Origin of the sequence: Yersinia ruckeri ATCC 29473, assembly GCF_000754815.1 — a bacterium.
Classification (GTDB): domain Bacteria; phylum Pseudomonadota; class Gammaproteobacteria; order Enterobacterales; family Enterobacteriaceae; genus Yersinia; species Yersinia ruckeri.
On the sequence record NZ_KN150747.1, the window covers coordinates 2,323,219 to 2,336,962 of the forward strand.

A 13,744-nucleotide genomic window follows, 5' to 3' on the forward strand; every position below is an offset into this window, starting at 1 on the left:
TCCTTAAAGTGGCGAATTCTTGCGTTCTATGCCGTAACGCTCGATCTCTTTGTAAGGCACGACAATCGTTGTTTTCTTACGCACGTCGACGACGGTCATACGGTCGGTGCAGGAATAACAAGGGTCGAGGCTACCGATGATCAAGGGGGCATCGGACACCGTATTGCCACGCAACATGTAGCGCAGGGTTGGCCAATTGGCGTAGGTCGCGGCTCGACAGCGCCAGCGGAACAACTTCTGATTGTCGCCGGTCATGCTCCAGTGAATGTCGTCGCCGCGTGGTGCTTCGGCAAAACCAAGGGCGAAGCGGTGGGGGATATAAGTAAAACCTTCTACCATTAGCGGTCCACTCGGCAGGCTTTGCAGGCCGAACTCGATCATATTCAGCGCGTTAAAGACTTCATGAATGCGGACTTTCAGGCGCGAATAAACGTCGTTACCGGTTTCGCTATACAACTCAAACGGTAGTTTGGCGTAACCAGCGTAAGGGTGATCGTGGCGCATATCGCGGCGATGGCCGCTGCCGCGCACCATCGGACCTACATTGCTGAAATCGCGAGCCACTTGAGGGTCCAAAATGCCGACGCCGACGCTGCGTTGCTCGGTATTCGCCGTACTCAGTAAAATATCGACCAACTGATTAAAGTCGCGGCGCATGCTGCCAGCTAATGCGATGGTCTGGATCATGTCATCTTTTAAGATATCGCGACGCATGCCACCAATCAGATTCATGCCGTAGGTTTTACGTGCGCCGGTCAGGATTTCCGCCATCTTCATTGACTGTTCACGAATGCGGAAAAACTGCATAAAACCGGAATCAAAACCAACAAAGTGGCAGGCCAACCCCAAGTTGAGCAAATGACTGTGTAGACGTTCGACTTCTAGCAGAATGGAGCGAATCATCTGCGCCCGTTCTGGCACCACGATGCCCATCGCATTTTCCACTGACGAGGTGTATGCCACGCTGTGCGTAAAGCCGCAGATGCCGCAAACACGATCGGACAGGAACGTCACTTCGTTGTACCCCATCCGGGTTTCGGCCAGTTTTTCCATACCGCGATGAACGTAAAACAGGCGGTAATCGGCGTCGATAATGTCTTCACCGTCGACAAACAGTCGAAAGTGTCCCGGTTCATCAGAGGTAACGTGTAGCGGGCCAATCGGCACAATTTTGCTGCCTGCTTTGGCCTCGGAAATAAACGGATAGGTTTCTTCGTCGGTGGTTGGCGCGGGGCGCTGGCGATAATCCATCGAATCTTTACGCAACGGATAGAGATCGTCAGGCCAGTCATCTGGCAGTACCAGCCGGCGTTCGTCTGGCAAACCCACGGGACGTAATCCGTACATGTCGCGGACTTCGCGTTCGCCCCAGACAGCCGCCGGAACCCGCGGCGTGACCGACGGAAATTCCAGCGAAACCGGGTCCACTTCAGCGCGCACGGTTATCCAGCACTTCACACCTTGCTCCATCGACATCACGTAATACAGCGCGTAGTTGCCGCATAGCGTGCGTTCGTCATTGCCAAATAGTACCGACAACCAGCCGCCCTGCTGGTAATACAGCCACTCAACCACGTCGGGTAGGGCGTTCAGTTTGATGGTCACCGTTACCTGCGTATCGGTCTGCCATTCACTGCCCTGTACCGCTGATGGAAACTGTTTGGCCAGCGCTGCCAGATAATGATGACCAACAGGGTGCTGATTTAATGCGGTATTGAATTCACTCATTACAAAGCCTCTTCCCGTCGTCGCGGGATAAAAAAAGGTCAGGTCAGCCTGCGACCAGCCAGGATACCAGTGCCAGAAACGCTAGCCCGAACCCCGCCCACGTGGTACGGGACGTTTTGAGAAAGCGCAGACGGGCAACGCTGTTTTCGATCAGCGATACCAAAAAAATGGCGATCAGCAGTTTCAACAAACACAGCACCACGGCGACAAGCAGCGATAGCGGCGTGATGTGCTCTGCCAGCCCGAAAGGGAAAAACAGGCCAAGAAAAAGTTGCAACACCACCCATTGCTTTAGACTTATGCCGATTTTCAGCACGCCCAACGCCGCACCGGAATATTCCGTCAGCGGACCTTCCTGCAATTCCTGTTCAGCTTCCGCCATATCAAACGGCAATTTGCCCATCTCGATGTAGGTCGCAAAGGCACAGGCCAGACCCGCTAGAATCAATGTCAGGGACGATGATTGTGGCCAATACCGCACGCAACTGGCGATGGCGCTGAGTGAGGTCGAACCCGCGACCAGCGCCGCGATCCAAAGCCCCAGCAACAAAATAGGCTCAACCAAAATACCGAGCACTGCTTCACGGCTGGCACCGATGCCAGTGAACGTGCTGCCGGTATCCAGCCCCGCGATGGCAAAAACAAAACGCACCACGGCGAACAGATAAATAACGGTGATGACATCCCCCGCGGCGCCGATCGGTGATGCCAGTGTTACCATCGGTAGGGCGGTGGCAATCACCAGTAATCCGCCAGTTAGCAAGTACGGCATACTGCGAAATGCCACACCGGATGCCATGGGTGCTACGCTTTGTCTTTTCAGTAACTTGGCGATATCACGGTATTCCTGTAAGACGCCTGGCCCTTGTCGGTTGTGCATTCGGGCACGCATCACGCGACTCAATCCAGTAAACAGCGGTGCCACGGCCAGCAGCGCAATAGCTTGAATCAGCGCCAGTGGCCACAGCGAACCAGCCAGTAAGAAGGGAAGATTCATAGTCATTTCCTTAGGCAAAAGCCACGACCAGCAACACGGCCAGTTCGATAAAAGCCAGTCGACGGCAGCATGCGCCCAGCCATCCCTGATGTAGCGTAGAAACCAGAGCAACAGGCGTCACTTGACGGCGCAGGCGGTACAGTGGTGCAAACATCACGCGCAGCGGCTGAGTGAAACCCGTGGCGGTGACCACCATGTCAGCAGAATGTCCGTAGCCACAGGCCCAGGCATCCCCCCGTTGACGGTTTGCCAGACGGGTTCCGCGCAAGAGATGGGCGATAATCCAAGGTAAGAGCGGCATCGCCAGCAACAACAGCGCCAGCATCGGCGCAGAGACGGCTGAAGATGAGGAAAACACCACACCGTGCTGCGTGCTTTGCAATAATGGCGACTGTAGAACAGCGGTGGCAATCAGTGAAAACTGCGGGATAATCCACGGGGAAGCGACACCAAAAATTACGCACAGCGCGGCAAGCATGATGCTGCTCAGCGTCATGACGAGAGGTGCTGGCGTGGCATCTGACGCTGCCTGACTGCGTGGCATCTGACGCTGCCTGACTGCGTGGTGTACCGAGGAAGGTGACGCCGAAGACTTTGGCAATACACATCAATGCCAGCGCACCGGTGAGTGCCAGACCGACCGCCAGCAGCGGCCCGAGCAGCCGAGTGATAAACATCGGACTGCTGCTGAGCTGAAACAACGATTGATACAGCAGCCATTCACTGGCGAAGCCGTTCAGCGGGGGCAGCGCTGCCATTGACATCAGCGCAATGAGCATCGCGATAGTCGTCCATGGCATCCGGTACGCGATGCCGCCGAGTTTTTCCATATCCTTAATACCGGTTTGTAGCTCAACTTCTCCGGCTCCCAAGAAGAGCGTCGTTTTAAACAGACCGTGGTTGAACAGATGAAACAGTCCGGCCAGCAGAGCCAACGAGGCCAATTCCGGTCGCTTCAGTGCCACCCCGACCATCGCGCCGCCAATACCCAGCAGAATAATCCCAACGTTTTCCAGCGTGTGATACGCCAATAGCCGACGGATATCGTGCTCCATCAGGGCGTAAAGCCCACCAAGAAACGCCGTCAAGATCGCCAATAGCAAAACCACCACCCCCCACCACAGCGGCGGTGCCCCGAGCAAATCCAGCCCGATTTTAATCACACCGAGAATACCGACTTTCATCAGGGCAGAAGAGAATAAGGCAGCGGCATGAGCGGGCGCACTAGAATGTGACTGCGGCACCCAAGCGTGCAGCGGAATGATCCCGGCATACAGCCCGAAACCGATCAGCGCCAGCAAAAAGGCGACAGATTTTACCCCGCCGGAGAACTCAGTGTGACGAAGGCTCTCAAAACTCAAACTATCAAAACCTTGGCTACCACTGGCGTAATGCAACACCGCGAAGGCCAAAATCAGACTGATTGTGCCGAATCGGCCAGACAAAAACTGATTCAGCGCCGCCCGACGGCTTTTCTCGTCATCGGCTTGCAGGATCAGGAAATAAGCACACAGCGCGGCCAGCTCCATCATCAAGATAAGCTCAACGGCGTTAGCGGAGATGACCGCGGCTGTCAGCGCAGCCATCAGCAGATGACACAGCAGACCAGTACGTGCGCGTTGGCACCGATGGGTATTTGCCAGCCATGCGCAGGAGTACAAACTACAAAACAGAGATGTCACCGATATCGCCAGCAGTAACAGCGCATTCAGCCGGCTGAATTCGGCAGAAAAATGTACCAGTGGCAAGCGTATCTGTTGTGCCGTGCCAGCCAGTAATAATTGGGTTGCGGCAAGGATCCCAGCAAGGGAGGCCACTGCGCCACCGAGACCTGAAATCAGGCTGCTGACTTTGACTCTGTCAACCAAAAGCCAGCCGACTATGCCACTCAACAACCAGAGTACTAATGCCAGTGTCAGTAATGAGGCAGGGTGCAACGCGAATAACGCTGTCATGGTTTGACCTCCGGAAATACGTTCATTGCGTTCAGGCGTTTTTGCTGATTGGCGTGTTGGGCTACATCGGCGGTAACGAACCGAATCGCCTGTGTTGGGCAAGTTTTCATGCAAGCGGGTCCATCAGGACTGAAACTGCATAAATCGCATTTCACTGCCACAGCGCGCAGCCCGGGAACGCAATCAAGAAACGGGCTGATAGCGCGCGGCGCGCGCGGTGCAGGCAGGGCTTTTGAGGTATTGCAGTCGCGCGGGATATCCACCGGTGTGCTGGCTGAAAAGGTGATCGCGCCAAAGGGACAGGCGATGCCGCACAGCTTGCAACTGACACACAGATTTTCATTGAGATGAATCGCGTTATTTTCGTGAGTGATCGCATTGACTGGGCAAACTTGTGCACAGGGCGCATCTTCACACTGGTGGCACATCACGGGGGCAGAATCCAGACGGTTTCGCATCACCTGTAAGCGAGGCGCGGATTGTAAACCGTGGCGTTGGTGTTCCTGCGAACAACTGGCCATACAGGTATTGCAGCCAATACACAATTTAGGGTCGGCTATCAGATAATGATTTATGGCGGCAACGCGACGCATAAAGTCTCCTTGGTATTTCGTCAAAGATGACGAAATGGGTACTTAAAATGACATTTCGACATTTATGTCGGAATTGGTTTCAGTCGATATCGCCAAAATAGCAGTGTGAAATAGTTTGTTACCTTGTCGGTTTAAATCTATTTCAGTCGCTATTCTTCGTGTAGCCGATTAATTGTTTTAATTGTCTATAGACCGATTTATTGTCACGTAGAGAATCAAATAAACATTGGTAAATAACGAAAATCTTATTGAGATAATGTTCAAAAACGGCATTTTTATCGCGAATATCGACGCTGCCGTCAACCAGCCCCTCTTCAGTCAGGTGGGCATGCGCAAAGGCTTTGAAATCAGGCTGATCACTGCTTGGTGAGAGGTTCAGGCTGTAGACAATATCGTGACTGTAAAAATCATCACACAAATGAATATTGATGGCAAAATGGCTAAACAGAGTAAAGCTGATACCCTGACTCTCACCACATCTAACCTCATGGTTTATATTGTTTTTTGATTGGGTTATAGCCTGCGTCAAGCTATTTTCATAGGTGCGCCATTGCGTTCGTAACTGGTTATTTCTACTGGCAATATAGTCTGCTTTACTACTGAGTTCGCTAAGAGTGCTCATGATCATTACCTATTGTGATTTATCCATGGGAGCTGGTGATGTTCGTCAAATCGCGACATCAATGCAGCGCATACAGAACCTACTGGCATAAAACGTGCCAATTCGAATCATTAATTTAAATACATTTAAAATCATCGAGTTAAATTATTCCCATGTATTTTTATGTATCGCGTAAAAATAAATGACATGTCGATGACACTTCTTTTCGACATATATGACGGGAGAGCGCAGATAATTATTTTTTTATCGAATTAACGGTTTTTATTTGTGACGATATTTTTGGCATTGATATTGCAGATGCTTTTATTTTACGCATCGGTAATAAAATTATGCATGAGATCACGCTGTGCCAGAATGCCGTAGAAATAATGCAACAGTTCGGGCAGGAAAATAATGCCCGACGCATTACGGCAGTGTGGATGGATATAGGTGCATTTTCCTGTGTAGAGCCGGAGGCGGTGAAATTTTGTTTCGAACTGGTGTGTCGGCAAACGTTGGCCGAAGGATGCACGTTGCATCTCAATACGCCAGCAGCAGACAGTTGGTGCCACGATTGCCAGCAGCAGGTCTCATTACTTAGCCCTGGTGTACTGCTTTGCCCACAATGCGGTGGACGTAATTTGCGCGTCTCAGCCGACGATGGCATGAAAATCAAACGTATCGAAATCGAATAACGGGCACCAGTTTGCCCAAGGAGAAAGCTATGTGCGTTACCTGTGGTTGTGCCAGCAGTGAACTTCATATTGAAGGTGTCAGCAATCAACATTCTCACGATCACGGCCATGGGATCCGCTCCGCGCATTCCTCTGGTCTACCGTTTGCACCGCGCCGTTTGATCGATATTGAAATGGATGTACTGGTAAAGAACAACCATATTGCTGCACACAACCGCGAGCATTTTGCTGACAGCGCAATTTTGGTGTTAAATCTGGTGTCGAGTCCCGGTTCTGGTAAAACGACACTGCTGACCAGCACGTTGACTCGTCTCGCCCCTGATGTTGATTGCGCTGTAGTAGAAGGTGACCAGCAAACCACTCACGATGCTGATCGGATCCGTGCGACTGGCGTTCCGGCGATTCAGGTGAATACCGGCAAAGGCTGTCATTTAGACGCACAGATGGTTCACGATGCAGTACATCAATTAGCACCGAAAAATAATAGCCTGCTATTTATTGAAAACGTCGGCAATCTGGTGTGTCCAGCCAGTTTCGACCTGGGTGAACACCATAAAGTCGCGGTACTTTCCGTCACGGAAGGTGATGATAAACCGCTGAAATATCCACATATGTTTGCCGCTTCCCGCCTGATGATCATCAACAAAATAGATTTGCTACCTTATGTCAATTTTAACGTCAATGCCTGCATCGATAATGCGCGTCAGGTGAATCCCAATATTGAAGTCATTCAATTGTCGGCTACCACAGGTGAAGGATTGGCTCAATGGCTGACATGGTTGGAGCAACAGCGATGTGCATAGGCATTCCAGGACAAATTGTTGCGCTACATGAACAGCAAGCGGATCACGCATGGGCGCAAGTCTGTGGAATGCGCCGCGAAGTGAATATTGCGCTGGTGTGTGACGGTGTACGCGAGCAGCTTATCGGTTGTTGGGTGCTGATCCACGTCGGTTTCGCGTTAAGCAAACTCAGTGAGCAAGAGGCTGAGGAAACACTGGCTGCGTTACATGCCATGGAGGAAGTAGAAGCCGATGTTGCACTGTTTCTCGGCAAGGGAGAAGTGAATTAATGCGTTTTGTTGATGAATTCCGCGACCCAGAACTGGCTAACGTATTGATTGAACGCTTGCATCAGCGGGCGCGACTGTTGCCCTTTAGCGCAGAAAAACCGATGCAGATTATGGAAGTGTGCGGTGGTCATACCCACGCTATCTTTAAATTTGGGCTAGACCAACTACTCCCCCCACAGCTTGAGTTTATTCACGGGCCTGGTTGTCCGGTCTGCGTGTTACCGATGGGGCGCATTGATGCCTGCTGTGAAATCGCTGCACATCCCGAGGTGATTTTCTGCACCTTTGGTGATGCGCTGCGTGTACCAGGTAAACAGGGTTCGCTACTACAGGCGCGCGAGCGCGGTGCTGATGTGCGAGTGGTATATTCTCCGCTCGATGCGTTAAAACTGGCGCGAGAATATCCGCACCGTCAGGTAGTATTTTTTGCCCTTGGTTTTGAAACCACGTTGCCAGTCACGGCCGTCACACTGCAAAAAGCGCGGCGTGAAGGTATGAGCAATTTCAGCATCTTCTGTCAACACATCAGCCTGATCCCCACCTTACGCAGCCTACTGCAACAGCATGATGTCCATATCGATGCATTTCTCGCACCAGGCCATGTCAGCATGGTGATCGGGACTACTCCGTATAATTTCATCAGTGAACAGTTCGGCAAACCGTTGGTGATCAGTGGATTTGAACCACTGGATATGCTGCAAAGCGTGTTGATGCTGGTGGAACAATTCTGCGAGGCGTCGTGTAAAACTGAAAACCAATACCGTCGAGTGGTTGCTGAACAAGGTAATCTGCTGGCACTGGATGCCATACGTGAGGTATTTCAGCTTGCGGGCAGTAGCGAATGGCGTGGACTAGGGTTAATTGCAGAATCAGGTATTTCGCTAACAGACACTTATGCCGGGTTTGATGCCGAGCGGCGTTTCACGCCCCAAATACAGTCTGTCGCCGATGATCCACAGGCGCGCTGTGGCGACGTCCTGACAGGACGTTGTAAACCACATCAGTGCCCACTTTTTGGCCATGGTTGTACACCGCATAACGCTTTTGGTGCACTGATGGTCTCTTCCGAAGGGGCTTGTGCGGCCTGGTATCAGTACCGGTATCAGGAAAGCGAAAAAAGAGTGCAGTATCAACAACACAAGGAGGTGAGATGAGCAGTCATAATCAAGTCGTTACTATGGCGCACGGCAGTGGTGGGCGTGCCATGCAACAGATGATTGAACGTATGTTTCTACAGGCGTTCGATAATCCGTGGCTGAATGAGCGTGAAGACAGCGCCCGATTGTCATTGGCTGCCCTCAGTTGTCAGGGTGACCACCTGGCCTTTACCACCGACAGTTATGTTATTGATCCCATCTTCTTTCCCGGTGGCAACATCGGCAAACTGGCGGTGTGCGGAACGGCCAATGATCTGGCCGTCATTGGCGCGACACCGGCTTTTCTTTCCTGCGGATTTATTCTAGAAGAGGGTTTTCCTCTCGATGACTTACAAAAAATCGTCAGCGCGATGGCCGTAACGGCGAATGAAGCCGGTATAGCTATTGTCACTGGCGATACTAAAGTTGTTCAGCGTGGTGCGGCGGACAAAATTTTCATCAATACCGCAGGGATCGGCGTGATCCCGACGGCAGTTACTTGGGCGGCGAAAAGGATTCAGGTGGGCGATAAAGTCATCGTCAGCGGGACACTTGGTGATCACGGTGCGGCGATCCTCAATCTTCGTGAGCGGCTGGAAATGGATCTTGCGGTACAAAGTGATTGCGCGGTCTTGGCCGCGATGATTGCTCCATTACGGACACTCTCAGGTGTGCATGCATTGCGTGATGCGACGCGTGGCGGAGTTAATGCCATTCTGCATGAATTCCACCAGGCCAGTGGCCTGGGGATTTGCATTGACGACAATGCGCTACCCGTCAGACCTGCGGTCAGAGGTATTTGTGAACTTCTGGGGCTGGAGCCACTGAACTTTGCAAATGAGGGAAAAGTGGTTTTAGTCGTATCCGCTGAAGCTGAAAAAAGGGTACTGAAAATATTGCGCGAGCACGTTTTGGGTGTTGACGCTGTGACAATCGGTGAGGTGACTGTAGACCCGCAGGTTTGTGTACGTGGTGCGCTGGGTATTTCTCGTCGCTTAATGTTGCCCCATGCTGAGCCATTACCCCGGATTTGTTGATCTCATCAGGGAGAGGGCGACAAAGAAAAGTGAATAGACCCGGGTTTCGTAGACACTTTTTTGCCTCATAATGGAGGCCTAATGAAGGAGTGTTTATGTCAGTCAAAACGTTCACTGAAGAATTCAAAATTGAAGCTGTAAAACAGATTAACGAGCAGGGATACCCTGTTTCTGAGGTTGCGGCACGACTTGGTGTTTCCACCAATAGCCTTTACGCATGGATCAAGCGTTACCAAAAACCCGAACCACAGCGCAAGCAGGACGATGCCCTCCAGCACGAAGTAAAGCGCCTCAGGCAAGAACTTAAGCGGGTGACTGAAGAGCGAGATATTTTAAAAAAGGCCGCCGCGTACTTTGCAAGAACGTCAGGCTGAAGTACGCCTTCATTAAAAAAATAGTCGACCTTTTATGCGGTACGCCGGTTGTGTCTGGTTCTTGGCCTCCATTACAGCGGTTATTACCAGTGGCTAAAACGGCCTCAATCTCTGCGCGCCAGGCAAGATGAGCGCCAAACAGGCCTCATTAAACAACTGTGGCTTGAAAGTGGTACGGTTTATGGTTATCGAAAAATCTGGCTCGACATGAAAGACTTGGGTGAGCGAGCTGGGCGTAACAGGATCGCGCGCCTAATGAGGCTTGCAGAGTTGGCTTCTCAAACCGGATATCGGAAACGCCGCTATTACGGCGGCGGAAAAACATCAGTTGCCAACCCTAATTACCTTGAACGCCAGTTCATTGTTCCTACCCCCAATACGCATTGGGTGAGTGACATGACCTATATCAGAACGCATGAGGGATGGTTGTATCTGGCCGTTGTTCTCGATCTTTTCTCGCGTCGGGTTATCGGCTGGAGTATGGGGGGGCGAATGACAGCAGAGCTGGTGATGGACGCCTTGTTGATGGCAGTGTGGCGACGTAAACCAACGGCAAAAGTACTAATCCATTCGGATCAGGGCTCGCAATATACGAGCGAAAGATGTCAGCATTTTATGACCGCTCACAATTTAAAAAGCAGCATGAGTCGCCGAGGTAATTGCCATGATAACGCGGTGGCTGAAAGCTTTTTTCAGTTGCTAAAACGAGAACGCATAAAGAAACGGATCTATAAAAATAGAGAAGAAGCGAAGGCGGATATCTTCGATTATGTAGAGATGTTTTATAATGCTAAACGGCGTCACAGTGCCTGTGAAGATCAACCACCTGCAGTTTATGAAAGTGCCTGGTTCATGAGGCACGCAACCGTCTAGGAAACTGGGGTCTATTCAAAGTGTAGAATTTTCATTACTGCTTTTATTTGCAGAACTCAGATTATCCAGAACGAAATGCCATATAGAGTGGAACAATGAGCACGATAAAACACAAAGGATTACTCGAGTTGACGCGCACGTTGTTGCAACAGCAAAACATGGCATCGCTGTTGGAAGCATTAACTCATGTTGTTCAGCAAGCCGGTCTCGCCGAGGCGCTGACACTGGTGTTGTTTGACAGTAACAGTCACAGTGAGCGTGTCAGTTTTTATGGCCGGGATCTACACCATCAGCCAGTGCGCTATGAAGATGAAACTCTGCTGGCAACCGGGCCAGTATATTCATTGCTACAGCAGCCGAAAATGCAGGTCTGGAGCCACGAGGCTTTGCATCTGCGTTATCCACAATTGGCCGCACTCAACCTCTATCCCGCGTTTACTGACTATTGCCTGGTGCCGTTATTGGCGTCGTCGAGGTTATTGGGTGGCTGTGAGTTTACCCGTCAGGACAGCAGATCTTTTTGTGAGGAAGATAAAGACGCTCTGCATGAATTTTGTTCGCTGGCGGCGATTGCGGTTGAACAAATGCAGCTACGTGAAAATGCACTGCTTCAGCAATCGTTACTGCGTCATGAACGGGATGATTTTCGTATTCTAGTGGATATAACCAATGCGGTACTTTCCAAGCTGGATCTTGATGAACTGACAGGAGAAATCGCCAAAACCATTCATCATTTCTTCCACATCAATGCGATCAGTATTGTGCTGTGCGACGCAGATAAGGAGTGTGAACACGCCAGTGTATATGCCATGCATTATGTGCAAACTCACTTGGCTGAGCGTGAAAAAAACCGCATGACACTGGCCGGCTCGCTGGAGCAACAAGTTATGGAAAGCGGCGAGATGCTGCTGACTAATGTGCTTCCCTTCAACGAGTTACCGGACGAGGGTAACAGCACATTATTTTCGCTACTATGGCGAGAGCAGACCAAAACGCTATGTATCTTACCATTACGCTTTGGACATAAGACGTTAGGCGTATTGAAGCTTGAGCAATGCCAGCCGGACAATTTTAATGCAGCCAATTTACGGTTGTTGCAGCAAATTGCCGAGCGGATCGCGATCGCGGTTGATAACGCTTTGGCCTATAAACAAATCAAAACCCTTAAAGAAAAGCTACAGCATGAAAACCTGTATTTGACTGAGCAAATCAACAGCGATAACCCTGATTTCAGTGATATCGTTGGGCGTAGTTCAAGTATGTCGGCCGTGTTGAAACAGGTAGAGATCGTCGCCAAAAGTGACTGTTCGGTATTGATTCTCGGTGAAACCGGTACCGGCAAGGAGCTGATTGCCCGCGCTATTCACAATCTGGGTGACCGCCGTGGCCAACGCATGGTTAAAATGAACTGTGCCGCGATGCCCGCAGGACTGATGGAAAGCGATCTTTTCGGTCACGAAAAAGGTTCATTTACAGGAGCGACGGCTCAGCGTATGGGGCGTTTCGAGTTAGCCGACCAAGGCACGCTGTTTCTTGATGAAGTCGGCGAAATCCCATTGGAGCTACAGCCAAAATTATTGCGAATACTTCAGGAACAGGAGTTTGAACGCGTCGGTGGTAATAAACTTATTTCAGTCAATGTGCGAGTCATCGCGGCGACGAACCGTGATCTAAAGCAAATGGTTAATGACAAAGAATTTCGCAGTGATCTTTATTATCGTCTGAACGTATTCCCGATTGTGATCCCACCGCTGCGTGAGCGGCCAGAAGATATTCCTCAATTGGTGAAATTCCTCACCTATAAAATCGCTAAACGGATGAAACGTACTATCGACAGTATCCCCGCAGAAACGCTGCGTTTACTGAGTCGGATGCCGTGGCCAGGTAATGTCAGAGAGCTGGAGAATGTCATTGAGCGTGCGGTGTTGCTGACGCGCGGAACAGTACTGGACATGCAGCTTACCGAATTACATCACCCGTTACCGATCGCTGTGCCGATAACTCCGCTGGGTGTCCAGCAAGCCACGCCCTTTTCCCCAGCCAACGAAATCGATGAACGGGAACGTATTATTTCGATGCTCAAAGAAACAAATGGTGTCGTCGCTGGGCCTCGTGGTGCGGCAATACGTCTAGGGTTGAAGCGTACCACCCTATTATCCAGAATGAAAAAAATGGGCATTGATGTTAATCAGGTAGAACGTAACGGCATGAAAGGAGGGTAAGGTCATGTTCGCGCTGCTTTTATTAACTTGTTATAAGAATGTAGGTTAAAACGTAGGTTTTAATTGTTAGCTTTAAACCACCTGAGGTTAATGACAAAATGCTCACCGCGGCAAAAACAGGCAGATCGTCAAGATGCCGTGAATACGCCCTTGTAGGCTCGCTCCGCGCCCTCTCTGGTGCGAACGCTTGACTCTTCTGCTTGTCTTCCCCACCAGTGATCGTTGGATCGAGGTTTGTCAGCGGCCAGAAGGAATACTTACTCATAAAAAACTGCCCCCTTAATCGTTGGGTATCCAACGTTTTGGGGCAGTTCACTTATGGGGGGCTTTTACTCATCGTCATGAGATGCACTAACACCGCATGAGACAACAGATTTTATGATGATTGAGGGGCAGCGTTGAGGGATCAGGGCGATCAGATTAAGTTATCTTCATTCTAAACTAAAAATAAAAAATGCAAA

General features: G+C 50.7%; 12 protein-coding genes and 1 pseudogene. 7 read left to right on the forward strand and 6 right to left on the reverse strand.

All coding sequences use genetic code 11. The features are described from left to right. Positions 1–3: 3 nt before the first annotated feature. From DJ39_RS10260 to DJ39_RS10285, 6 genes are all read right to left on the reverse strand, one after another. Positions 4–1,728, reverse strand: a complete 1,725-nt coding sequence (locus DJ39_RS10260) for a hydrogenase large subunit (protein ID WP_004720656.1) — start codon at positions 1,726–1,728, stop codon at positions 4–6. Between the two features lie 43 nt (positions 1,729–1,771). Continuing rightward, positions 1,772–2,725, reverse strand: a complete 954-nt coding sequence (locus DJ39_RS10265) for a respiratory chain complex I subunit 1 family protein (RefSeq protein WP_004720658.1) — start codon at positions 2,723–2,725, stop codon at positions 1,772–1,774. A gap of 10 nt (positions 2,726–2,735) precedes the next feature. After that, positions 2,736–2,921, reverse strand: a complete 186-nt coding sequence (locus tag DJ39_RS18265) for a hypothetical protein (RefSeq protein WP_004720659.1) — start codon at positions 2,919–2,921, stop codon at positions 2,736–2,738. Between the two features lies 1 nt (position 2,922). Next, complete coding sequence (locus tag DJ39_RS10275) at positions 2,923–4,680, reverse strand: proton-conducting transporter transmembrane domain-containing protein (RefSeq protein ID WP_230596538.1); 1,758 nt, start codon at positions 4,678–4,680, stop codon at positions 2,923–2,925. Further along, positions 4,677–5,273, reverse strand: a complete 597-nt coding sequence (locus DJ39_RS10280) for a 4Fe-4S dicluster domain-containing protein (protein WP_004720663.1) — start codon at positions 5,271–5,273, stop codon at positions 4,677–4,679. The genes DJ39_RS10275 and DJ39_RS10280 overlap by 4 nt, the downstream gene beginning before the upstream one ends. Positions 5,274–5,415: 142 nt before the next feature. Beyond that, the gene (locus DJ39_RS10285; protein ID WP_038251346.1) at positions 5,416–5,895 is read right to left on the reverse strand and encodes a formate hydrogenlyase; all 480 of its coding nucleotides are present in this window, start codon (positions 5,893–5,895) and stop codon (positions 5,416–5,418) included. A 329-nt stretch (positions 5,896–6,224) separates the two neighbouring features. On the opposite strand from DJ39_RS10285, the gene hypA reads away from it, so the two are divergent. The 7 genes and pseudogenes from hypA (at position 6,225) to flhA (ending at position 13,283) form a co-directional block, all read left to right on the forward strand. Continuing rightward, positions 6,225–6,569, forward strand: a complete 345-nt coding sequence (gene hypA, locus DJ39_RS10290) for a hydrogenase maturation nickel metallochaperone HypA (RefSeq protein ID WP_004720666.1) — start codon at positions 6,225–6,227, stop codon at positions 6,567–6,569. A 29-nt stretch (positions 6,570–6,598) separates the two neighbouring features. Further along, on the forward strand, positions 6,599–7,372 hold the full coding sequence (gene hypB / locus DJ39_RS10295; protein WP_004720669.1) for a hydrogenase nickel incorporation protein HypB: 774 nt from the start codon (positions 6,599–6,601) through the stop codon (positions 7,370–7,372). Then, the gene (locus DJ39_RS10300; protein ID WP_038242339.1) at positions 7,363–7,641 is read left to right on the forward strand and encodes a HypC/HybG/HupF family hydrogenase formation chaperone; all 279 of its coding nucleotides are present in this window, start codon (positions 7,363–7,365) and stop codon (positions 7,639–7,641) included. Before hypB ends, DJ39_RS10300 begins: the two co-directional genes overlap by 10 nt. Continuing rightward, the gene (hypD, locus tag DJ39_RS10305; protein WP_004720671.1) at positions 7,641–8,795 is read left to right on the forward strand and encodes a hydrogenase formation protein HypD; all 1,155 of its coding nucleotides are present in this window, start codon (positions 7,641–7,643) and stop codon (positions 8,793–8,795) included. Before DJ39_RS10300 ends, hypD begins: the two co-directional genes overlap by 1 nt. Beyond that, complete coding sequence (gene hypE, locus DJ39_RS10310; protein ID WP_038242341.1) at positions 8,792–9,814, forward strand: hydrogenase expression/formation protein HypE; 1,023 nt, start codon at positions 8,792–8,794, stop codon at positions 9,812–9,814. Before hypD ends, hypE begins: the two co-directional genes overlap by 4 nt. A 95-nt stretch (positions 9,815–9,909) precedes the next feature. Further along, positions 9,910–11,061: pseudogene (locus tag DJ39_RS10320) on the forward strand (IS3 family transposase). 95 nt (positions 11,062–11,156) lie between these two features. Beyond that, positions 11,157–13,283: a formate hydrogenlyase transcriptional activator FlhA gene (gene flhA / locus DJ39_RS10325; RefSeq protein WP_004721140.1), complete on the forward strand. Its 2,127-nt coding sequence runs from the start codon at positions 11,157–11,159 to the stop codon at positions 13,281–13,283. The last annotated feature ends 461 nt before the right edge of the window (positions 13,284–13,744 follow it).

Bases quoted from the DNA above. Each gene is read 5' to 3' on its own strand.
- DJ39_RS10260 (WP_004720656.1), bottom strand. From the start codon at position 1,728: ATGAGTGAATTCAATACCGCATTAAATCAGCACCCTGTTGGTCATCAT.
- DJ39_RS10265 (WP_004720658.1), bottom strand. From the start codon at position 2,725: ATGAATCTTCCCTTCTTACTGGCTGGTTCGCTGTGGCCACTGGCGCTG.
- DJ39_RS18265 (WP_004720659.1), bottom strand. From the start codon at position 2,921: ATGGTGGTCACCGCCACGGGTTTCACTCAGCCGCTGCGCGTGATGTTT.
- DJ39_RS10275 (WP_230596538.1), bottom strand. From the start codon at position 4,680: ATGACAGCGTTATTCGCGTTGCACCCTGCCTCATTACTGACACTGGCA.
- DJ39_RS10280 (WP_004720663.1), bottom strand. From the start codon at position 5,273: ATGCGTCGCGTTGCCGCCATAAATCATTATCTGATAGCCGACCCTAAA.
- DJ39_RS10285 (WP_038251346.1), bottom strand. From the start codon at position 5,895: ATGAGCACTCTTAGCGAACTCAGTAGTAAAGCAGACTATATTGCCAGT.
- hypA (WP_004720666.1), top strand. From the start codon at position 6,225: ATGCATGAGATCACGCTGTGCCAGAATGCCGTAGAAATAATGCAACAG.
- hypB (WP_004720669.1), top strand. From the start codon at position 6,599: ATGTGCGTTACCTGTGGTTGTGCCAGCAGTGAACTTCATATTGAAGGT.
- DJ39_RS10300 (WP_038242339.1), top strand. From the start codon at position 7,363: ATGTGCATAGGCATTCCAGGACAAATTGTTGCGCTACATGAACAGCAA.
- hypD (WP_004720671.1), top strand. From the start codon at position 7,641: ATGCGTTTTGTTGATGAATTCCGCGACCCAGAACTGGCTAACGTATTG.
- hypE (WP_038242341.1), top strand. From the start codon at position 8,792: ATGAGCAGTCATAATCAAGTCGTTACTATGGCGCACGGCAGTGGTGGG.
- flhA (WP_004721140.1), top strand. From the start codon at position 11,157: ATGAGCACGATAAAACACAAAGGATTACTCGAGTTGACGCGCACGTTG.